This window comes from Cryobacterium sp. TMB3-10, assembly GCF_004402305.1.
Taxonomy (GTDB): Bacteria; Actinomycetota; Actinomycetes; order Actinomycetales; family Microbacteriaceae; genus Cryobacterium; species Cryobacterium zongtaii.
Genome location: NZ_SOGH01000002.1, coordinates 24,687 through 44,571, shown reverse-complemented (window position 1 = coordinate 44,571; position 19,885 = coordinate 24,687). Strand labels below are relative to the sequence as shown.

At 68.2% G+C, this 19,885-nt stretch carries 17 protein-coding genes and 1 tRNA gene; 4 read left to right on the top strand and 14 right to left on the bottom strand.

Annotated features, from left to right (window positions below; all coding sequences use genetic code 11):
• The first annotated feature begins 68 nt into the window (after positions 1-68).
• Positions 69-1,520 (top strand): NADP-dependent phosphogluconate dehydrogenase, encoded by a 1,452-nt coding sequence (gene gndA / locus E3T22_RS00225; protein ID WP_255453176.1) that lies wholly within the window; start codon positions 69-71, stop codon positions 1,518-1,520.
• A 149-nt stretch (positions 1,521-1,669) separates the two neighbouring features.
• On the opposite strand, the gene E3T22_RS00220 is transcribed toward gndA, so the two are convergent.
• Together E3T22_RS00220 and E3T22_RS00215 are read right to left on the bottom strand one after the other, a co-directional pair.
• On the bottom strand, positions 1,670-2,626 hold the full coding sequence (locus E3T22_RS00220; RefSeq protein ID WP_134479673.1) for a hypothetical protein: 957 nt from the start codon (positions 2,624-2,626) through the stop codon (positions 1,670-1,672).
• A 176-nt stretch (positions 2,627-2,802) separates the two neighbouring features.
• A complete protein-coding gene (locus E3T22_RS00215; protein ID WP_088456731.1) occupies positions 2,803-4,077 on the bottom strand; it encodes an APC family permease in 1,275 nt (424 codons plus the stop codon).
• An 89-nt stretch (positions 4,078-4,166) separates the two neighbouring features.
• On the opposite strand from E3T22_RS00215, the gene E3T22_RS00210 reads away from it, so the two are divergent.
• Both E3T22_RS00210 and E3T22_RS00205 read left to right on the top strand, forming a co-directional pair.
• Positions 4,167-4,532, top strand: coding sequence for a hypothetical protein (locus E3T22_RS00210; RefSeq protein ID WP_134409334.1), 366 nt, complete (start codon positions 4,167-4,169; stop codon positions 4,530-4,532).
• Positions 4,533-4,550: 18 nt separating this feature from the next.
• Positions 4,551-4,850 carry a DUF1905 domain-containing protein gene (locus tag E3T22_RS00205; protein ID WP_088456733.1) on the top strand — a complete coding sequence of 100 codons (300 nt, stop codon included), beginning with the start codon at positions 4,551-4,553 and terminating at the stop codon, positions 4,848-4,850.
• Between the two features lie 61 nt (positions 4,851-4,911).
• Here the strand turns inward: E3T22_RS00205 and E3T22_RS00200 are convergent, their stop codons facing one another.
• The 3 genes from E3T22_RS00200 to E3T22_RS00190 form a co-directional block, all read right to left on the bottom strand.
• The gene (locus tag E3T22_RS00200; RefSeq protein ID WP_134479672.1) at positions 4,912-5,889 is read right to left on the bottom strand and encodes a ribose-phosphate diphosphokinase; all 978 of its coding nucleotides are present in this window, start codon (positions 5,887-5,889) and stop codon (positions 4,912-4,914) included.
• Positions 5,890-7,347, bottom strand: coding sequence for a bifunctional UDP-N-acetylglucosamine diphosphorylase/glucosamine-1-phosphate N-acetyltransferase GlmU (gene glmU / locus E3T22_RS00195; protein ID WP_198415067.1), 1,458 nt, complete (start codon positions 7,345-7,347; stop codon positions 5,890-5,892).
• Positions 7,348-7,350: 3 nt separating this feature from the next.
• Positions 7,351-7,422: transfer RNA gene (locus tag E3T22_RS00190), tRNA-Gln, on the bottom strand.
• A gap of 104 nt (positions 7,423-7,526) precedes the next feature.
• Here E3T22_RS00190 and E3T22_RS00185 point away from each other — a divergent pair.
• Positions 7,527-8,018 carry a MarR family winged helix-turn-helix transcriptional regulator gene (locus tag E3T22_RS00185; RefSeq protein ID WP_088456734.1) on the top strand — a complete coding sequence of 164 codons (492 nt, stop codon included), beginning with the start codon at positions 7,527-7,529 and terminating at the stop codon, positions 8,016-8,018.
• 12 nt (positions 8,019-8,030) lie between these two features.
• Here E3T22_RS00185 and E3T22_RS00180 read toward each other — a convergent pair whose 3' ends face one another.
• From E3T22_RS00180 to pstA, 9 genes are all read right to left on the bottom strand, one after another.
• Complete coding sequence (locus tag E3T22_RS00180) at positions 8,031-8,999, bottom strand: phosphate ABC transporter ATP-binding protein (RefSeq protein ID WP_241983548.1); 969 nt, start codon at positions 8,997-8,999, stop codon at positions 8,031-8,033.
• Positions 9,000-9,017: 18 nt separating this feature from the next.
• Complete coding sequence (locus E3T22_RS00175; RefSeq protein WP_134479668.1) at positions 9,018-9,893, bottom strand: sortase; 876 nt, start codon at positions 9,891-9,893, stop codon at positions 9,018-9,020.
• 140 nt (positions 9,894-10,033) lie between these two features.
• Positions 10,034-10,774: a hypothetical protein gene (locus E3T22_RS00170; protein ID WP_088456736.1), complete on the bottom strand. Its 741-nt coding sequence runs from the start codon at positions 10,772-10,774 to the stop codon at positions 10,034-10,036.
• A 130-nt stretch (positions 10,775-10,904) separates the two neighbouring features.
• Positions 10,905-11,963 carry a WxL protein peptidoglycan domain-containing protein gene (locus E3T22_RS00165; RefSeq protein ID WP_166788905.1) on the bottom strand — a complete coding sequence of 353 codons (1,059 nt, stop codon included), beginning with the start codon at positions 11,961-11,963 and terminating at the stop codon, positions 10,905-10,907.
• 91 nt (positions 11,964-12,054) lie between these two features.
• Positions 12,055-13,146 carry a WxL domain-containing protein gene (locus tag E3T22_RS00160; RefSeq protein WP_166788906.1) on the bottom strand — a complete coding sequence of 364 codons (1,092 nt, stop codon included), beginning with the start codon at positions 13,144-13,146 and terminating at the stop codon, positions 12,055-12,057.
• Positions 13,147-13,182: 36 nt separating this feature from the next.
• Positions 13,183-14,289, bottom strand: a complete 1,107-nt coding sequence (locus E3T22_RS00155; RefSeq protein WP_088456739.1) for a hypothetical protein — start codon at positions 14,287-14,289, stop codon at positions 13,183-13,185.
• Positions 14,290-14,399: 110 nt separating this feature from the next.
• Positions 14,400-16,997 carry a hypothetical protein gene (locus tag E3T22_RS00150; RefSeq protein ID WP_134479666.1) on the bottom strand — a complete coding sequence of 866 codons (2,598 nt, stop codon included), beginning with the start codon at positions 16,995-16,997 and terminating at the stop codon, positions 14,400-14,402.
• A complete protein-coding gene (pstS, locus tag E3T22_RS00145) occupies positions 16,994-18,637 on the bottom strand; it encodes a phosphate ABC transporter substrate-binding protein PstS (RefSeq protein ID WP_241980310.1) in 1,644 nt (547 codons plus the stop codon). Before pstS ends, E3T22_RS00150 begins: the two co-directional genes overlap by 4 nt.
• Entirely contained in the window at positions 18,634-19,884 is a 1,251-nt protein-coding gene (gene pstA, locus E3T22_RS00140) for a phosphate ABC transporter permease PstA (RefSeq protein WP_134409337.1), read from the bottom strand. The genes pstS and pstA overlap by 4 nt, the downstream gene beginning before the upstream one ends.
• Position 19,885: the final 1 nt, after the last annotated feature.

The window sequence follows — 19,885 nt, the reverse complement described above, 5'->3', positions numbered from 1 at the left end:
GATTACATGGGCTATGTAAGCCACTAATCTTGAACATGATCACAACTCACAGATCTAAGGGAGAACACGTGTCAGAAACCGGTTCAGCAAACATCGGCGTTGTCGGACTGGCGGTGATGGGCTCCAACCTCGCCCGGAACCTCGCCAGCCGCGAAGGCAACACCGTGGCCGTGTACAACCGTTCGCCCGAACGCACCCGGCTGCTCATGGATGAGCACCCCGAGGCCGGTTTTGTCGCCTCCGAGACCATCGAGGCATTCGTCGCCTCGCTCAAGACCCCCCGCACCGCGATCATCATGGTGCAGGCCGGTAAGGGCACCGACGCCGTCATCAGCCAGCTGACCGAGCTGTTCGAGCCCGGCGACATCATCGTCGACGGCGGCAACGCCCTGTTCACCGATACCCTCCGCCGCGAGAAGGCCGTGCGCGAGACCGGTATCAACTTCGTCGGCGCCGGCATCTCCGGTGGTGAGGAAGGCGCCCTCAAGGGTCCCAGCATCATGCCCGGCGGCTCCGCCGAGGCGTACGTCACCCTCGGCCCGATCCTCGAGTCCATCGCCGCTGTCGTCGACGGTGAGCCCTGCGTCACCCACGTCGGCACCGACGGCGCCGGCCACTTCGTCAAGATGATCCACAACGGCATCGAGTACGCCGACATGCAGCTCATCGGCGAGGCGTACGACCTCATCCGTCGCGGAACCGGCAAGACCCCGGCCGAGATCTCCGAGATCTTCACCGAGTGGAACAAGGGCGACCTCGAGAGCTACCTCATCGAGATCACCGCGGAGGTCCTCAAGCAGGTCGACGCCGAGACCGGGAAGCCGCTCGTCGACGTCATCCTCGACCAGGCCGGCAGCAAGGGCACCGGCGTGTGGACCGTGCAGACCGCCCTCGACCTCGGCATCCCCGTGTCGGGCATCGCCGAGGCCGTGTTCGCCCGCTCCGTCTCCTCCAAGCCCGCGCAGCGTGCCGCTGCCGCCGCTCTGCCCGGCCCGACCGTCAACCCCGTCGAAGATGTGGATGGCTTCATCGAGGGTGTCCGCCAGGCGCTCTACGCGTCCAAGGTCATCGCCTACTCGCAGGGCTTCGACGCCATCGTCGCCGGTGCGGAGCAGTACAACTGGGACATCAAGAAGGGCGACATCGCGAAGATCTGGCGCGGTGGCTGCATCATCCGCGCCCGCTTCCTCAACCGCATCACCGAGGCCTACACCGAGAACCCGGGACTCGTCTCGCTCGTCACCGCCCCGTTCTTCACCGATGTCGTCGCCACGGCCCAGGACTCCTGGCGCAACGTTGTCGCCGACGCCGCCCACGCCGGCATCCCCGCGCCGGTGTTCGCGTCGTCGCTGGCGTACTACGACAGCCTGCGTGCCGACCGCCTTCCCGCTGCGCTCACCCAGGGCCAGCGCGACTTCTTCGGGGCGCACACCTACAAGCGCGTCGACAAGGAGGGAACCTTCCACACCCTGTGGTCCGGCGACCGCACCGAGATCGTCACCGAGGGCTCCTCGCACTAGGGCTCCTTCGACTAGGGGGCCCTCCCCCGGAGTTCCTCGCTCCCGCACCACCCGCTCGGCAACTGTTGCCCGTGCGGACATTTGCGCCCGGCACACCGGCCGCAGAAGTCCGCACGGGCAACACGTGTTGGCGTGGGCACCGAGGCAGGTCAGCGGATGATGGGCAGTCCGGCTTTCCGCAGGATGCGCCGCAACACTGCCCGTTCGGTCAGCTCGGCCCATCCCCAGCGCACCACGGTGAAGCCCTCGGCACGCAGGTGGTCCTCACGAATCTTCTCCTCGTAGACCACCTCGCCGGGACTCCGGCCGCGCAGGTACTCCTCCTTGAGATATTTGCCCTTCCCGTCGAATTCCCCGATCACCATGAACGCCAGCCACTCGTGGTCGGTGAAGTACCAGCCGCCGCGGGGGTTGGGATGCCTGGTCTGCAGGGCCGGGTCGGGAAAGCCCAGCTCGAAGATCGAGACCCGGCTCAGCGACTCCCCAGGGTTGGCCGCGTTCGGGCGGGCAAAGTCGATGGCCCGCCGCGCCCTGACCAGCCCTCGCGCCGAGGCGACCCTGGCCAGGGCCTCGGACAGCTCCTCGGCGTAAAGGAGTACCCGAGGGTCCGCGCGGTCCGGGTTGAGTGCGTGGTCGAGCGCCACGACGGCATCCGCGAAGCTCACGGTTCTGGCGAGGTCGAGCAGGGTGCGCGCCGGGCTGGTCACGAGCACTCCGTCGATCTCGACGATCTCCTCCCACGCGAACTCGGAACGGTGCACCAGCACCCCGTTCTTGCTGCGTGCGTGCGACGCCGGCCGCGCAAGCACATGTACGGCGTGCGGCCACGGACTGCCAAGCGGGATTCCCCAGAGTGCCGCCGCAGACTGATGGCTGACCACGGGATCGTATTTCCGGGTCTCCACGACGGCCCGGATCCGATCCAGGTATCTCTGCCCGGGGTCGATGCTCCGCCAGCGCTCAGCCGTCGTGAAGACGCCACGCCTGAGCCGCGTGGCCGAGCCAAGGTCGACCTCCCGCCGGGCGAGCCTCGCGTCAGTGTCGCTCACGCCGATCTTCTTCACGAGGAACAGGCCTGTTTCTGGGTCCAGCCGGTCAATGGTCATGGCTGGAGCGTCACATCCGACGCTCCAGAACCACGGAATCTACCGCCGCCTGTGCACAATCGCGCAGCCGGTACCCTGTGGAGGCCGGGCCGCCGCCCACGCGGTCGCCTACTTCTGTTGCCGAAGCGGACATTTGCGCCCGGCGCACCGGACGCACATGTCCGATCGGGCAACAGTTAGCTCGGGGCGGAGCGGGACAGGCGCAGGGCGCGTCCGACCAGGCCCAGCGCCAGCCAGCCGAACGCGGCGACGACCCCCGGCCAGGGCAGGGTCAGGGCCAGGAGCAGGCAGCCGGCCACGCCCAGGTACTGCACCCAGCGCGGCAGCCAGCGCTGCTCGCCCGGCTGCCGCAGCGCGGCCAGATGCGCGATTGCGTAGTAGACCAGCACCGCGGAGGCCGAGAAGCCCACCAGCCGGGCGGCATCCAGCAGCAGCACGCCGAGCACCGCGACCAGGCCCATGGCCATCTCCGCCGACACCGGGGTGTTCAGGGTCGGCGACACGCGGCTGAGTGCGCCCGGCAGGTCGCCTTCCCTCGCCATCGCCAGCCCGGTGCGGCTGAGTCCGGCCAGGATGCCGGCTAACGAGCCCAGGCAGGCGATGGCCGCCAGCACCCGGACGATGACGGTCCACGGCTCCGCACCGCCGACGAGGTCGGCCAGCGGCGAGACCGAGTCCGCCAGGCCCGCCGGTCCGAGCACGAGCACGCAGAGCACTCCGATCACCGCGTAGACCACCAGGGTGACGCCGAGGGCGGCCACGATCGCGCGGGGCAGGGTGCGGCGGGGGTCCCGCACCTCCTCCCCCAGCGTGGCCATGCGGGCGTAGCCGGCGAACGCGAAGAAGAGCAGGCCGGCCGACTGCAGGATGCCCGCCCCGCCGCCGACCAGCAGCGACCCGGTGTCGAACGAGGCCGTGAGCGACCCGCCGGCTAGCCCGGCAGCCACCACGACCACCAGCATGAGCAGCCCGCCGAGCACCAGGAACACCACCGCGGCGCTGAGCCTGGCGGTGCTGCGCACACCCGCCAGGTTGACGGCTCCGAGCACCAGGATCGCCATTACCGCCACCGGCCGGGCCTGCTCCGGCCACAGGTAGCCGCCCAGGATCGAGGCGATGGCCGCGGCCGAAGCGGTCTTGCCGGCCAGGAACAACCAGCCGGCGGAGAACCCCCACCACGGGCCGAGGGTCGCCCGCCCGAACACATAGACTCCCCCGGACACCGGATGGCTCATCGACAGCTGTGCCGAGCTCAGGGCATTGAGCGAGGCGACCAGCCCCGCCAGAACCAGCCCGATCAGCAGACCGGAGCCGGCGGCGGCCGCCGCGGGCACCCACACGTAGAACACCCCGGCGCCGATCATCGCGGCCAGGCCCAGCACCATCGCCCCGACGGTACCGAGGTGCCGCTGGAGGGCACCCTGGCCCTCCCGCCGATCCGTAGCGTGCATGCGGCAAGGATACGGCCGCAAGGTGAACCGCAGGCATCCGCGATCGGGCGCCCTCAAGCCGGCGCGATCTGATTTACTGGAGGGCACTCATGAGCGACTTTCACCCCGAACTCTCCGGTTACGAACCGACGGACTCCTCCCGGCCCCTCCGCGGCCGGCGGATGGTGCTGCTCATGCGCATCACCGTGATCCTCGGCCTCGTCGCCCTGCTCGTGCCCGGCGTGCTCACCACCATGAGCATCGCCTCGGCCACGGCCGCCAGGGCCTGCGCCGCGGCCGTGACGCGCTACTACCCGCTCTCTGAGGGCATCGACGCCAGGTTCGAGCTGGTCGGGGCGGGCGGCTTCGGCTGGCAGTGTTACGCAATCGACCAGAACGAACGCCAGACCTTCGTCATGCCGCTGGGCATCATCCCGGGCCCGTTCCGGCCGCCGGCCGCCGGCGCCACGACCTAGTCCGACGAAAGGCGCCCGATGGGACCCACCTTCACCTTCACGACGGCACTGTGGAACACCGAGAGCATGAACGCGTGGGTGTTCGTCTCGCTGCCCGCCGACCAGTCCGACGAGATTCGGGAGCTCACCGACGGACTGCGGGTCGGCTTCGGCTCACAGCGAGTGCGGGTGGCCATCAACGGCTCAAGGTGGGCCACCTCGATCTTCCCCGAGAGCGCCACGGGCCGGTTTGTTCTGCCGGTGAAGAAGGCCATCCGCGAGGCCGAGAAGATCGGCGTGGGCGACACAGCGACGGTCACCGTCGAACTCGTGCTCTGAAACGCGAAAAGGCCGGCCCCGAAACAGGACCGGCCAACCGCGAACGTGCTGAGTGCGAGCCTTACGCGGCGCCCTCGAACATCGATGTGACGGATCCCTCGTCGAAGACCTCGTGGATGGCGCGCGCCAGCAGGGGCGCGATCGGCAGCACGGTCAGCGTCGGGAAACGCTTGTCCTCGGGGATCGGCAGGGTATCGGTGACGACGACTTCCTGGATGGCGTCGTTCTGCAGCAGCTCGAGCGCGGGCGGGCTGAAGACGGCGTGCGTGGCGGCGACGACGACACCGATGGCGCCGGCGGCCATGAGCGCCTCCGCGGCCTGCACGATGGTGCGGCCGGTGTCGATCAGGTCGTCGACGATCAGGCAGACCCGACCCTTGACCTCTCCGACGATCTCGTGAACGGTGATCTGGTTGGGCACCAGGGGGTCGCGGCGCTTGTGGATGATGGCCAGCGGGGCGCCGAGCTTGTCGCTCCAGATGTCGGCGACGCGCACGCGGCCCATGTCCGGCGACACGATGGTAAGGGTGGACGGGTCCAGCTTGGCCCGGAAGTGCTCGAGCAGCACCGGCATGGCGAAGAGGTGGTCGACGGGGCCGTCGAAGAAGCCCTGGATCTGGGCGGCGTGCAGGTCGACCGACATGATGCGGTCGGCGCCGGCCACCTTGAACAGGTCGGCGACGAGGCGGGCGGAGATCGGCTCGCGACCGCGACCCTTCTTGTCCTGACGGGCGTACGGGTAGAACGGGGCGACCACGGTGATCCGCTTGGCCGACGCACGCTTGAGCGCATCCACCATGATCAGCTGTTCCATCAACCACTCGTTGATGGGGTTGGTGTGCGACTGGATGACGAACGCGTCGGCACCGCGCACACTCTCGTCGAACCTGGCGTAGATCTCGCCGTTGGCGAAGGTACGCGCGTCGGTGGGGATCAGCTCCGAACCAAGTTCTGCGGCGATGTCGATCGCGAGTTGTGGGTGTGCTCGCCCCGAGATGAGCACCAATTTCTTCTCGCCGCTGCTCTTGATTCCAGGCACCTAGTCTCCGCTCTGTGACGCGGCTGTCGCCGCATCTGTTCCCGGCCGGTTGGTCTCTACCCAACCGACCATATTGCGTTGCGGAGCCACGTTGATCGCGAGCGCCCCGGCCTGCACGTCCTTACGGACCACAGTTCCGGCGCCCGTGTAGGCTCCGTCACCGATTCTAATCGGCGCGACGAACACGTTGTGCGACCCGGTGCGCACATGGGACCCGATCACCGACGGGTTCTTGGTCACGCCGTCGTAGTTCGCAAAGATCGTGCCTGCGCCGATGTTGGAGTGCACCCCGACCGTGGCGTCGCCCACGTAGCTGAGGTGCGGCACCTTGCTGCCCTCGCCGATGACGGCGTTCTTGGTCTCCACGAAGGTGCCGATCTTGCCGTCGGCGCCGAGCCAGGTGCCCGGCCGCAGGTAGGCGAATGGGCCGACGGTGGCGCCGGCGCCGATCACCGCGAGAGTGCCGTCGGTGCGCTTGACCGTGGCCCCTTCGCCGATCTCGCAGTCGAGCAGGGTGGTGTCCGGGCCGACGATCGCTCCGGTGGCCACCGTGGTGGAACCGAGGATCTGGGTGCCCGGCAAGAGGGTCACGTCGTTCGCGAGCGTGGCCTTGAGGTCGATCCAGGTGGTGGCCGGGTCCTGCACGGTCACACCGGCCAGCTGCCAGCCCCGCACGATGACGGCGTTGAGCTTGGCGGCGGTGTCGCTGAGCTGGGCCCTGTCGTTGATGCCTGCGACGAGCCAGGCATCCGCCACCGGCACGGCGCGCACCTCCGACCCGGCGGCGCGCAGCAGACCGATCACGTCGGTGAGGTACTTCTCGCCCTGCACGTTGTCGGTGGTGAGTCTGGCCAGCTGGTCGCGCAGTTCGGACAGGCCGAAGATGTACACGCCGGCGTTGATCTCGTCGACGGCGCGTTCGTCGTCGTTGGCGTCCTTGTGTTCCACGATCCGGTCGAAGCCGCCGTCGTCGCTGCGGATGATGCGGCCGTAGCCGGTGACGTCGGTCGGGAACGCCGACAGCACGGTGGCGGACACCTCCGCGCGTTCCCGGTGCGCCTCGATGAAGTTCGCCAGGGTCGCGGCGTTCAGCAGCGGCACGTCACCGCTGATCACGAGCACGTCACCGTCGAAGTCGGCGGGCAGCGCGGCGACGGCCTGCTCCACGGCGCGACCGGTTCCGGGGATCTCGTCCTGATCGACGAGCAGGCTCTCCGGCAGGTCGAAGGCGACGAGCTCGGCCAGGCGCTCACGCTCGTGCCGGAGCACCGTGATCACGTGCGCGGCATCCAGGGCACGGGCCGTGGCCAGCACATGGCTGATGATCGGCAGTCCGGCGAGCGGATGCATGAGCTTGGGCAGGCTGGACTTCATGCGGGTGCCCTGGCCGGCGGCCAGCACGATGATAGCGAGGCGGGAATCGGTCACTGTGGTCCTCTCAACTGTGCTCTCACACATGAGCTCCGCCGCCAGGACTCGAACCTAGACCTAACAGCTCCAAAGGCTGTCGTGCTGCCATTACACCACGGCGGATTGCATCGGCTCGGGGCCGGGCAACGGAGTCAAGTCTGCCAGATGCGCGGACGCCCCGCGTCATCCGCGGTTTCCGGGGTCGACGAAAACCGGATAATGGACGGATGCCTGCTCATGACGAAGTCGACCGGATCGTTGATGCCTGGTTGCGGGAGCGCCCCGACCTGGATTTCGCGCCGCTTCAGGTGTTCTCCCGCGTCGCCCGGCTGAGCAAGCATCTGGACCGTGCCCGCCGCACCGCGTTCTCGCGGTCGGAGCTGGACTCCTGGGAATTCGACGTGCTGTCGGCGCTCCGCCGGGCCGGCGCCCCGTTCGAGCTGAGCCCGAAGCTGCTGCTGCAACAGACCCTGGTGTCCAGCGGAACCATGACCAACCGTATCGACAGGCTGGTCGAACGGGGCCTGGTCACCCGCCGCACCGACCCAAACGATGGCCGCGGCATCTTTGTGGGCATGACCGCCGGCGGATTGACCCGGGTGGATGCCGCGATCACCCGTCTGGTAGACGCCGAGGCCGCCCTTCTGGCCAGCCTGCCCTCAGCAGACCAGGAGCGCCTCGCCGCCCTCCTGCGCAAGCTCAGTCTCGACTTCGACTGAGCGTCACGCCGGCTATCCGAACCGGCCGTTGACGTAGTCCGCCGTGCGGCTGTCGATCGGGTCGCCGAACATCAGGTCGGTCGGCCCGTGCTCGACGATCCCGCCGGGGGTGCCCTGGGCGGCGAGGAAGAACGCGCAGTTCTGGGAGACCCGCTGGGCCTGCTGCATGTTGTGGGTGACGATGACGATAGTGACCTCGTGGGCCAGCTCGAGCATGGTCTCCTCGATCACCCGGGTCGACGTGGGGTCCAGGGCCGAGCACGGTTCGTCCATCAGCAGGATCCGAGGCGTCACCGCGAGGGACCGGGCAATACACAGACGCTGCTGCTGCCCGCCGGACAGCCCGCCGCCGGGGGCACGCAACCGGTCCCGAACCTCGGTCCACAGCCCGGCCTTGGTCAGGCAGCTCTCGACCAGATAGTCCTTCTCGTCGTTCGAGGCACGGACACCGGTGAGGGTGAGCCCGGCAATGACGTTGTCGTAGATCGACATGGCCGGGAACGGGTTGGGCTTCTGGAAAACCATGCCGATGTGCTTACGGGCGTCGACGAGTTTGCGTTCCGGATCGTAAATGTCCTCTCCGTCGAGCAGCACCTCGCCGGCCAGGCTCGCTGACGGCACGAGCTCGTGCATCCGGTTCAGGATGCGCAGGAATGTCGACTTTCCGCAGCCGGATGGGCCGATGAGGGAGGTGATGACGCCCGCCGGCATGGTCAGGTTCACCCTGTCGAGCACCTGCCGCTCGCCGAACCAGGCCGACACGTTGCGCCCCTCCAGGGTGGCCAGCGGTCGCGGCTCCACCGCGATGGGCAGCCCGACGGTCGGGGTTCGTGTGCCCATGCGGGCCGGAAAGGCGAAGCCGCGGGACCGCCGCGCCCGACGGTCTGGCTGAGGCCGGTCGGCCGGGTGAGCGGGGCGAGGGGCCGTCGTCACGGCCGGCAGCACCTGCGTCAGCTCGGCATCCTGGGTGGACTGGGTCATGAGGACTCGTTTCGTTCGCTAGAGCAGGTTGGGGAGGAGCCGAACGGCCTGGTCGGCGACGAAAAGCCCACCGACTGCCACGACCGGGATGAAAACCGTCCAGGCCTTCTGCAGGCCGACGCGGCGGAAGGACCAGATCATCGCCAGTTCAATCAGGAGGAAGAATTGGAGAGCGAAGGCCAGCGCCCACACCGTCGTGGTGTCCGTTGCCAGTTCCTTGTGCGACGCCGGCAGGGTGACATAGCTGGTCTGGCGGATGCCCGCCGGCTGTGTCTCGCTCGTCAGAACGGCATCCACCCTGGCCACGCCGCCCGGCACGAAGGCCGCCCCGCGCGCGGTCTCCAGGATCAGACGGCTCTCCCCCGCGGCCAGCGGGGTCGGTGCTGGATCTCCGGCGTAGCGCACCCCGATCACTTCGAAGGTCTGCTCGCCCTGGCCGGTCAGCACGGTGAACACCTGGCCGGGCGCCAGTTCCTGGATGCGCGCGAACGGCCCGCCGTACGCGGCGGCCCGGCCCATGACCACGCTGATGCCGGCCTGGCCGGGCAGCACAGTGTCGCGGCGGTGCCCGGGACCCAGGCGGGTGGTCCCGGAATCGGAGCCCTCGACAATAACCTCGTGCACACCGAGCGAGGGGATGTCGATGATCGCGAGCGGGGCGCCGTCGGCCAGGAGCACCTTGTCGACGGTTCCCTCGCTCACCGGCGCCGTTCCCTGGGCCAGTTCCACCCGCAGCGTGTCGGTGAGCTGCTGCTGGGAGACGAGGTGCTGCAGGTTTCCCAGCACCGTGAGGTTGGCGAGGAAGCCGAAGATCAACGCCGCGATAATCGCCAGGATGGTGCGCAGCAGCAGGTCAGCCGGGGTGAGGACCAGCACGGTCGGCGGTGCCGGCATGCGGCGCGGGGGTTTCGGCGGCTGGCGCGGGCGCCATCCCTTGGGCGGCTGCGATCTGACGGTCGTTGGAGCGTCAGGCTGTTCGTAGGACGGCTCAGGAGCCCGGCCCGGCTTCCAGCCGCGCGGCGGCCTGGTCAGGGTCACGATGCGGTTTCCGCGACGCTGACGGGAAAGAGCCTCTTGGTGAGGAACGCATAGCGAGCGGCGACGGACAGGCCGACGACCAGACTGGCGACCAGCAGTACGAAGTATGGCGGAACCAGAAGCAGTGCGTCCCGGGTGACCGGTGTCATCGCGGTGCCGTCGACACTGTCCGGCGGTGTCAGGGTCACGTGGCTGTTGAAGACGCTCCACTGGCTCACATCGGTGAAGGTCGTGGTGACGGTGCGGGTTTCACCACCGGCCAGGTCGGTGAGCGAGGCGTCATTCGCGGCACGGATTTGTAGGCCGACGGCGTTGTCCACCCAGAACCGGAGGGACGAGCTGATCGGATTGTCGGTGAGGTTTTTCACCGTGAACGTGAGCACGATGTCCCCGCCGTCGGGACCCGCGGTCGGGTGTGCGGTCGCGGTGAGCCCGCTCACGGCGAGGACGCCGGCCATGACGACGGGGTCCGTTCCCAGCGCCTCCGTGGCCGCGGAGCCCACCGGGGTCACCTGCGTGGTCAGGGAAGTGACGGGCGCGGCGGGCCTGGTGCTCGCCCGAGTCGTGGCTGCCGGGCTGGGTGCTGAGGTGGAGCCGAGGACGCTGACCGTGAGGCTCACCCCATCCGGGTCTTCGTTCGCCTGGGCGCTGACGGCGAGTCCCATCAGGCCGATCACGGGCACCAGCGCGCAGAGCGCCACGATCAGGAGGTGACGCACGGTGTGGGAGATGAGCACAGTCAAGTTAGTCTGGTCCGGTTTTCTCTGAGCTGTTGGTGGAGCAAACTACAAGCAAACGCGCGGGGAAGAAATGGCGGCGCACGCTCGAATGATCTGCCTCGGAATGGATGAGATCTGGAAGTAGCGGCTAGGCCGTGGCTTCCTCGCGGGCTTTGCGGCGGGCCTCGGCCTCTGTGTAGGCGATCCAGGCCGTGGCGCGAGCCGAATCCCTGGAACGACTCAGTCGCACGACGAGCAGGACGAACCCGGCAAGGACCAGCACGATCACGAAGGCCCACGGCACAACGAACAGATCGCTGCTGCGCTGGGCGGAGGGCAGGAGCCCTGGCGGCAGAGCATCTTCGTCGACAGTGGCTGCGAGGGAGACCTGCGGGTTGAGGTAGATCCATGGGCCCACTCCCGGCACGACGATGGTGACGGTGCGGGAGCTGCCGGGGAGCATCTCGGGGATCGGCGTCCGGGTCAGGTCCGACAGCGGGATGCCGAAGATGCCGCGCACCTGGGCGACGGTGTTGGCGCCCAGCGAGACGTTTCCGGTGTTCTGCAGGCTGATGGTGAGTGATGTTTCGCCGGCGAACGGATTCAGCTCACCGCGGTAGGACGAGGAGATGCTGCTGATGGTGAGACCGGGCTGGAGTTCCCCCTTCACCCTGGCGTAGAGCCGGATGGCGACCCGGCGGTCCACCGTCACCTGGCCGGCCGGGGAGAGGGCAGAGACGATGATGCCGCCGGCGTGGTCGCCGGGCTGGGCGTCGGCGGGCACGGTGACCGTGAACGGGATGATCTGCGAGCCGCCGGGTTCCAGCGTGACCTCGACCTTGTTCGCGCCGTTGTCGAAGCTGACCCAGTGCCCGACATCGACGGTCTCCACCCCGCCGTCGAGCAGGGAAAAGCTGCCGTCTTCAGCGTTGAAGGCGTCGGTGGCGTAGACGGTGACGGCCTGCGCGGTGGTGCCGGTGTTCTGCACCAGGTATTCGTCTGCCACCTGCTGGCCGGGGTCGACCTGATAGCTGTAGCGCGAACGGGTCTGGTCGACGCTGCCGTTGGCCGCCGGGGATCCGGCGATACCGTCTGAGTCATCCGCCCAGGCGCCGGCGGCACCGAGGCCCACGGTCAGTCCCAGGGTGACGAGCAAACCCGACGAGACGAGGGCGAGGCGGCGGGAGCGGGTGCGGCGGTTAGTCACGGTCGGCGATCTCTTTTCTGGCGGAAGGTACGGGGTGAGGAGGGGAGGGACGGCGTCAGACACCGCCCCTCCCCCGTCATTCAGGTGCTGATTACTTCGAGACGACCGTCAGGGTCATGGTCGACGTGTAGGTACCCGCCGCCTTCGCCTGGGGAGCGACAAAGGTCAGTCCGGCGTTCAACACGCTGGCGCCGACGGTGCTGCCTGCCGCTGCCGCGGCGAAAGCCGCCGGGTAGGAGGCGGAACCGGCGACCTGCGCGGCGGCGGCGGTGACACCAGTCGCCGTGGTGCCCGTCGCGGTGACCGACGGTGCAACGCCGAGCTGGGTCTTGCCGATGATGCTGGTTGTGTCCGCGGAGTTCACGAAGTCAGCGACATTGGCGGTCAGGTCCCAGCCGTTGAGGGTCAGAACACGACCGTCGTTCACCGTGACGGCACCGAGGGTACCGGTGGTGGTCGACTTGTTGTCCACCAGGGACGGGGTGCCGAAGGTCGCCGCGGCGCCCGCCGGAACCGTCAGCGCCAGCACGCCGTTGGTGGCACCGACGACAGTCGGTGCCAGGGCGATCGTGCCGGAGGTGCCCTCAGGGGCAGGGTCGGTCGGGTCGGTCGGGTCGGTCGGGTCGGTCGGCGTGGCGTCTGCGACCGCCGCAGCGCGCCAGACACCGGTGCCGGCGTCGACCGTGATGGTGCGGTAGAACGCGCCCACGACGGTGACGTCGTTGTTGATGGTGCAGGCCACGCCGAGGCTGTATGTTCCGCCGGCAGCCTTGGCCGCGGCCTGGCCGGGAAGACCGTTGATCAATCCCTCAGGCATGAGCGGAGCCAGCAGCACCGACAGGTCGAGGGAGGGGTCGAATCCACCCGGGGAGAAGGCCGTCCAGTTGAGCACGGTGCGCTCCTGGCCGACCGGGGAGAGGAACTGCTGGGCGCCTTCAGAGCCGACCGGGCAGAACAGCGGTTCGCTGGGGTCTGTGGCGGAGTTGGAGGACACGGCGGATTCGTCCCACGCGAACGGCGAGCCGGCGGGGATCAGTTCGCCGGTTGCGCCGTCGTAGAGGTACATGGGTCCGTCGGAGCCGTTGGTCTGCGGGGCGGCCTGGGCCGCCGTCGCTGCACCGGCTACGAGGGCCAGGGACATCAGGCCGGCTGCTGCGATGCTGGCTTTTCTGCTGATCTTCATTGTCATATTCCTTTTGTGAATGTGCGCGGGTGCGGGCTAGGCAGTTTTGAGAACGCGGAAGGCGGTGGTGTTGGACGGGGCGAGCATGCCGAACTTCTTCTTGACCGCGCCCGGCTGGTTGGCCAGAACCGAGGCGGTGTTGGTGAGGCTGGTGACCTTGGTCGGGTCGACCAGGCCGGCAAGCTTGGCGTCGTACTTCGCGTTGGTCGGGTCGACCCGCGCGAATTCGACAACCAGGTAGGTGTCGCGGCCCCAGGTGCCGTTGCTGTAGTAGGAAGCGTTGGGAACCATGGCGGTTCCGGTGCCGGTGACCGGCGCGACGCCGGAGACGAGGGAGCCCAGGGTGCCGCTGCCGCGCTTGTCGTAGCTGGCGCCGGTGTTCATGGCGATCCAGCGCGAGACGGCCATCGGCATGACGGACTCGGCCGTCAGGGTGGTCGCGTCGTGCTCCTGGCCCTCAACGACACAGCCACCCTCCGCGACCGTCAGCATGCTGGCCTCGGTGACGCCGATCTTGCTGATGAAGTCCTTGCGGGTTCCCGATCCGGCCTGCGGAATGATCGGGGTGACGGTGACGCCGCCGATCTTGAATCCGGCCGAGCACTCATAGAGGCTCTTCATCTGGGTGGCGGTGATCGAGCCGATGCCGCTGGCCGAGCCCTGGTAGGCGTAGGCGATGGCGTCGCGGGCGAACGGCACATACAGCAGCTCACCGTTCGCGTTACTCGTGCCGGCGCTGGACGAGCGGGCGATGTCGACCTGGCCGGTGATGGTCACGTTGGCCGGTCCGCCGGCGGTGCCAGAGGTGTATGCGGCGCCGTCGATGGAGCGGCTGAGCGCCTTGACGCCGTCGCCGGAGCCGTTGGGCCGGCCGAGACGAACGCCGGAAGACTTGGTGGTGATGTAGGGCGTTCCGGTGGCGTCGAACGAGCCGAGCGTCGAACCGGATGCGGTGGTACGCACGGTGGATCCGGTGATTCGAGTGCCGTTGGCCAGTGCGCCGACAACGTCTTCGAGGGTGTCGGATCCGACGATGGAATAGCTATTGGAGACGGGCTCGGCGTATGCCGGTGCAGCGAGGGCAATTCCAGACAGGGTGACGCCGACAGTCGCGCAGAGCGCAATAGCCTTCTTCGAAATCACGGTGATGCCTTTCGGATGTGATGCAAGGAACGGAGTCCGGGCGGATCCGTTTGTCCCGACGTGCGCGCCCTGGGCGTGTGCCCGGGGTCGAACCGCCAAGCTGTGGCGCATCAGAGCCGCTTTCGTCTGAGGCGCGAAATCATGGGGACAGCCCCTGCGGCTACCAGGCCGGAGAGAAGTCCGGCCGGAACCGCCATGGCCACGGGGCCGACGACGGGGTCGTCGGGAGTCTTCGACCCCAGCAGCGGCCCGGCCACGGTTCCGGTGGCCGTGGGGTCGGTGGCCGCCGCGACAGTCGCCGCAGCGGCGGCAACGGCTCCCGTCACACTGGCTGCTGCGGGCACCGCCGCCGGCTTGGTGACCGGCACCGTCACAGCAGCGGCAGGGGCAGGGGCGGGGGTCGGCTTGGTATTGGGGCTGATGCCCTTCTCGATGGCCGTGGCTGCGACGAGCGCCTGGTCGATCCAGGGCTGAGGCATGGGCGCATACCCGGCGGGCAACTGGCCGAGTGCGGTGCCCGGCTTCTGGCCGTCCGTGGCCGCGTACCGAATCAGATTCGCGAACTTCGCCCGCAGGGTGGCGTCCGTCTGCAACGGATTCAGCGCGGCGTAGATCGGCATGGTCAGCGGGTACGCGGTGGTGGCGCCCTCTGCGGCGGCGGTGGCCGGGTCGAATTCCAGGACCTTCGCCTGCTGGCTGGTCGGAGTCATGGCCGCGGCGGCGGCGAGGAGCGCTTCGCTGGTCGGGGCCACGAAGGAACCGGCCGGATTGCGCAGCGAGGCAGTGACGTTCTGGTACCGGGCAGCGGAGGCAGCGGTGCTCAGGCCGATCACACCCTGCTCGCCGACCAGGCTGCGAGCCGTTTTCAGGTACTTCGGTGGTGTGCTGGTTTGGTCCCAGCCACCGAGCTGCTGACCGTCACCGCGCAGGGTGAGGTAGGCGCCGTTCTCGAAGTCGGAGGTGTAGGGCCGCCAGGTCACGAGGTTCACCGGGCCGACCCCATTCGAGCCGGTCGTAGCCGGCTTCTCCACCGGGTCGGCCTTGGGGAAATTGTCCCTGGGCAGAGTGAAGCCCGCGCCGGTCGGGTTGATGCCGGCGTTGGTCGAATACCACGGGTTGACGATCATGCCCCACTCGTCCGGGGTGCCGTCCAGGAAGGCCACGGCGTCGGCATCCGCCATCACGTACCGCCACAGTTGGGTGGCGAGGTCCGACCGGCCGGACGGCGCCATCGAATCGGACAACGAGGCGCTGTTGAGGTCCTGGGCGGCCCACTCGGCGTCGTTGATCTCGAGGAACTCGGGGTCGCTGGTGATGTTGCGGGCGTTGTCGCCCTGGTGCGCGTAGTCGATGTAGTTGATGTGGGTGAGGTCGGCGCCCGGCGGCAACGCAGAGATGTAGGACGCTGTGAGCAGCTTGGCGATCAGGCGAGGGGTCAGGTTGAGGGAAGTGAAGGCCTGGGTTTCCCGGTCCTTGTACTCCTGGCTGATGCCCTCGACCGGTTTGACCCGGCGGTCGATGGCGAAGGACACGGTGACCCCCGAGATTCCGACCGGGGCGTATTGCAGCGGATCGGCCACGGTCGTGCTGGCCGGGAAAGAAGTCAGCGCGAGCGGGCTCGGCGCGGTGCCGCTCGCCTTGGCGAGCACGTCTGCCTCGTTGCCCGTGCTCAGCACGAACGCGGATCCGGTCGCGCCGGAACAGAGGTTCGGTTGCCAGGACGAGATGGCACCGGCCACGAGCGCGCTGCCGCCGAGCTGGGCCTCCGCACTGCCGATCTCGCAACGGACCCCGACGGGCTTGAAGTCCAGCTTGACCGCGACGTGGTGCTGCCAGGCATCCCAGAACAGACCGGGCCGGACGATCTCGTTGGTGCCTGAATCTCCCACGGGGCGGGGAATGACGACCAGCCAGCAGGATTTGCCGCTGGTCACGCCGTCCGCCACCTCCGGCTCACCGCAGCCGAGACCGGGAGACTGCATGGTGGTCTGCACCTCGAACTTGGCCGAGCCGGTACCGGTGTCGTCTGAACCGGCCCATTTGACCTCGTTGGAGGTGTACTCGGTGAAGTACTCGTTCTTGTTCACATCGACGGTGGTGTCGTGCACCAGCAGGCCGTCCTTCTCGATCACCGAGGCCACGATGGCGCCGTTGCGGGGCTGGAAGGGGATCGACGTGTATGGCGGCACGGCGAACCCGGAGCCGGCCGAGGTGTATTGCTCGTCCTCCGGCGCGATGTTCGGCGCCACATCCGGCTTGTCCGGGTCAGGGGCGACATTGGCGTTGACGTTGGCGTCGCGGCCCGCATTGGGGAAGGCGCCGTATTGGCAGGTGGTGCGGTCGGGGTGCCCGGGGTGGTCCTTGTCTTCGCCCCAGCACTGCGCGATCTGCAGGAAGTTCTCTCCGCCGACGTTGCCCTGTGGCCGCACCGACTTCTTGCCGCCGGTCCAGCTCACCAGGATGCCCTCGGACACGAGGTCGGTGGTTTTGGAGACGGTCACGGCGAGATCGGGAAAAGGTGCCCCGTCCGGGTCGAGCTCGTAGTCAGCGGAGGTCACGGTGACGGCACTTGAGTTGTCGGCCACGGCGGGGACGGGGGCCAGTGAGGTGAGCGCGGCAACGCCGACGCCGACCAGAAGGCCCACGACGATGCCGCCGGCACCGGCTCGGGTCCAGAGCGAGGTTTTCACGGTTGCGTGGCGGCTCATTTGAGGCCGCCCTTGCCACCGCGCGGCGCCAGGCGTCGCCAGAAGACCGGCGGCAACACTGCCGCCGCCACCAGGAGGGTCGCGGCCAGGAGCATCAAGGATTGCTGTGTCCCCCAGCCTTCGTCGGCCAGTGCGAAGGGCGTGGCCACGGCAGCACCGGCCAGGGTCGACCCGGCTGCCCCGCCGGAGATCAGGGCGCCGTTTGCGTCGTACACCGCCGCGGCACCCGTCGAGGCGGCGGCAGCGCCGCCGGTCGCGGCGGCCGCCGCCGCGGCGGTCTCCGTGGTTCCACCGGTGGCGCTTCCGCCGGTTCCCGAGCCGGAGACCGGGGTCTCCGCCGGGGCGCCGGCGGTCCCGGTGGTGCACTGGTTGGGACCCACCTTGTCGCAGTCCTGCGGTTGAGCGGCGGTGAGGGCGAGCTGGTTGCTGGAGGGTGAATCCCCGGGTTTGAAGGTGGGGTTGTTGCACTTATTGATGTCCACACCCGACGTGTCCGCCCCCGGGATGCGCTTGATCTGGTCGAACCCGGCCAGCACCAGGTTCATGGGAAGCGGCGAGTAGCCCAAATCGGCGGCCTGCTGCTGGCCCTCGCAGAGCATGTAATTCGCGAACGCGCCCAGGGTGAAGCCCTTGCTGGCCGAGAAGACGCCGCCGACCTCCGTGGGAACGATCATGTACGAGTAACTCGACAGTGGGTAGGTTCGTGCGTCGGCGCTGTTGTACACCCCGTCCAAGATCTGAGTGAGGTAGTTCGGACCGGGGGTCTGGTCGATTTGGGCTGTCGTCAGGGCAACGGCCACCGAAGAGGCAGTGGGCTCGACGTAGTAGCCGGCCTGGTTGAGCACCTTGGCCACGGGAAAGCCGGACTCGAGGGCGTACGAGTACTCGACGTAGGTGATGGCGCCTTCGCCGTAGTCCTGGCTGACGTAGCCGGCCACCCCTGAGGACAGGCTCTGGGCCTTGGCGTTGCCGAAGGTGGGGTACTGGGAGGTCAGCCCGCAGGGTGTTGGACGGTTGACCGAGGTGCAGAATGCGTTCCACAGGTCGGGGTGCTGCTTGGACATCCAGAGGGTGAACTGGGCGGTGGAGCCGGAGCCGTCGGAGCGGACAACCGGCACGATGCCCTTGTCTGGCATGGCCAGGCCGGGGTTGTCAGCCTGGATGGCCGGGTCGTTCCAGTTGGTGATGACGCCGGTGAAGATCTTGGTGACGACCTCGCCGCTCAGCCGCAGGTTGGATACTCGCACCCCGTTGATCTTGAGGTTGTACATGAAGGAGGTGCCTCCAGCCACGATGGGCATGTACGCGTATCCCCTGGTAGGTACTTCTGGTGCCGTACCGTTTTCCGGGGCGAGCTGGAAGGGGACCTCGCTCACAGCGAAGTGGACGACGCCGGCGATGAAGTCGCTGCGACCGGTCGAAGAACCGCCGCCGTTGTAGTTCACGGTCATCCCGTAGTTCGACGCCACGTTGGTGCGCCACTGGTCGAGGGCGTTCTGCGACCAGGTCGAGCCGCTGCCCGAGATCGGGTCGTAGCTGACAGCCTGCGCCGGCAGGGCGCCGGTCAGGCTCACGATCACGACGGCGCTGAGTGCGAACAGGGCGTGGATTGCACGAATCCACCGGGTTTTCGGCGTCACGAGGACGACTCCTTCTTCTTTGGGGCAGGCGGGAGCGGGGCAGGCTGGTGCGGATGGCGGAGGTCGCCCCGGATCGTGATGCGCTGCAGGTCACGCAACGAGGCCGCCACCACCCGCTGCTGTTGGCGGCGCGACAGGTCGCCCGGGCCGCGCCCACCGATCAGCCTGGCGATGGCGAACAGGGCGAGCACCAGCAGGATCAGAACCGCCGCCGCCCCGAAGCCGCGGGCGATCATGTTGGGCTCAGGTGACTTGACGAAGTCGAACACCTGAAGCGGCAGCGAGATCATCGGGCCCTCGAACGGGTTGAGGTTGACGACCGCGGTCACGCCGCTGGTGAGCAGGACCGGGCTGGTCTCACCGATTCCCCGTGCGGTGCCCAGGATCACGGCCGTGGCCAGCCCGGGCCGGGCCGTGGGCAGCACAACGTGCCAGATGGTGCGCCACCGGGTTGACCCCAGGGCATATGCGGCCTCGCGCAGGTTGCCGGCCACCAGGCGCAGCACGATGTCGGAGGCCCGGATGACGATGGGCAGCATCATCACCGTGATCGCCATCGCTGCGGCAAAACCCGACCGCTGGTGGGTGATCAGTACGATGATCGCCGAGTAGACGAAGAGGCCGGCCACGATCGAGGGCAGCGCGGTCATGGCATCCGAAATCGTGCGCACGAACCGGGCGAACCGGCCGCCGACCTCGTTGAGGAAGAGCGCGGTGAGGATGCCCAGCGGAACCGTGATGATCAGCGCCATGCCGATCTGCATCAGGGTGCCGACGATGGCGTGCAGGATGCCACCGACGTCGAGTCCGTCGAGGGGCCCGGCCATCTCCATGCTCTCGGTGAAGAAGTTGAGGTGGGGCAGCGCCTCCTGCCCGCGCACCAGGGTGAAGGCCACGACGAAGACCAGGGCGCCGAAGAGCACAACACCGGCGCTGGAGAGCAACACGGCCATCACCCGGTCCTTCACCTCCTGGAAGTCAGCCGTGAAGCTCACCAGCAGGGCGTAGAAGCCGATGAAGGAGAGGAAGGCGACAATCGTCCATCCAATGCCCCCGGACAGCGGCGTGACCCAACCGAAGATCAGGGTGGCAAGGGCCATGGCCGCGGCGGCGGCGCCCAACACGTTGAAGCGGTCGCCCACCCGCGCCGAGCGCACCCGGCGGCGTTGGCCGATCGCGATTCCGTCGGGTGACGGGATGTGGGTGCTGCGCGCAGCCGGCGTCAGGGTGGTCTCTGTCAGTGTCATG

Bases quoted from the DNA above. Each gene is read 5' to 3' on its own strand.
- E3T22_RS00210 (WP_134409334.1), top strand. From the start codon at position 4,167: ATGAGCGACTTTCACCCCGAACTCTCCGGTTACGAACCGACGGACTCC.
- glmU (WP_198415067.1), bottom strand. From the start codon at position 7,347: ATGTGTGAGAGCACAGTTGAGAGGACCACAGTGACCGATTCCCGCCTC.
- E3T22_RS00205 (WP_088456733.1), top strand. From the start codon at position 4,551: ATGGGACCCACCTTCACCTTCACGACGGCACTGTGGAACACCGAGAGC.
- E3T22_RS00150 (WP_134479666.1), bottom strand. From the start codon at position 16,997: ATGAGCCGCCACGCAACCGTGAAAACCTCGCTCTGGACCCGAGCCGGT.
- E3T22_RS00185 (WP_088456734.1), top strand. From the start codon at position 7,527: ATGCCTGCTCATGACGAAGTCGACCGGATCGTTGATGCCTGGTTGCGG.
- pstA (WP_134409337.1), bottom strand. From the start codon at position 19,884: ATGACACTGACAGAGACCACCCTGACGCCGGCTGCGCGCAGCACCCAC.
- E3T22_RS00175 (WP_134479668.1), bottom strand. From the start codon at position 9,893: ATGCCGGCACCGCCGACCGTGCTGGTCCTCACCCCGGCTGACCTGCTG.
- E3T22_RS00180 (WP_241983548.1), bottom strand. From the start codon at position 8,999: ATGACCCAGTCCACCCAGGATGCCGAGCTGACGCAGGTGCTGCCGGCC.
- E3T22_RS00215 (WP_088456731.1), bottom strand. From the start codon at position 4,077: ATGCACGCTACGGATCGGCGGGAGGGCCAGGGTGCCCTCCAGCGGCAC.
- E3T22_RS00220 (WP_134479673.1), bottom strand. From the start codon at position 2,626: ATGACCATTGACCGGCTGGACCCAGAAACAGGCCTGTTCCTCGTGAAG.
- E3T22_RS00160 (WP_166788906.1), bottom strand. From the start codon at position 13,146: ATGAAGATCAGCAGAAAAGCCAGCATCGCAGCAGCCGGCCTGATGTCC.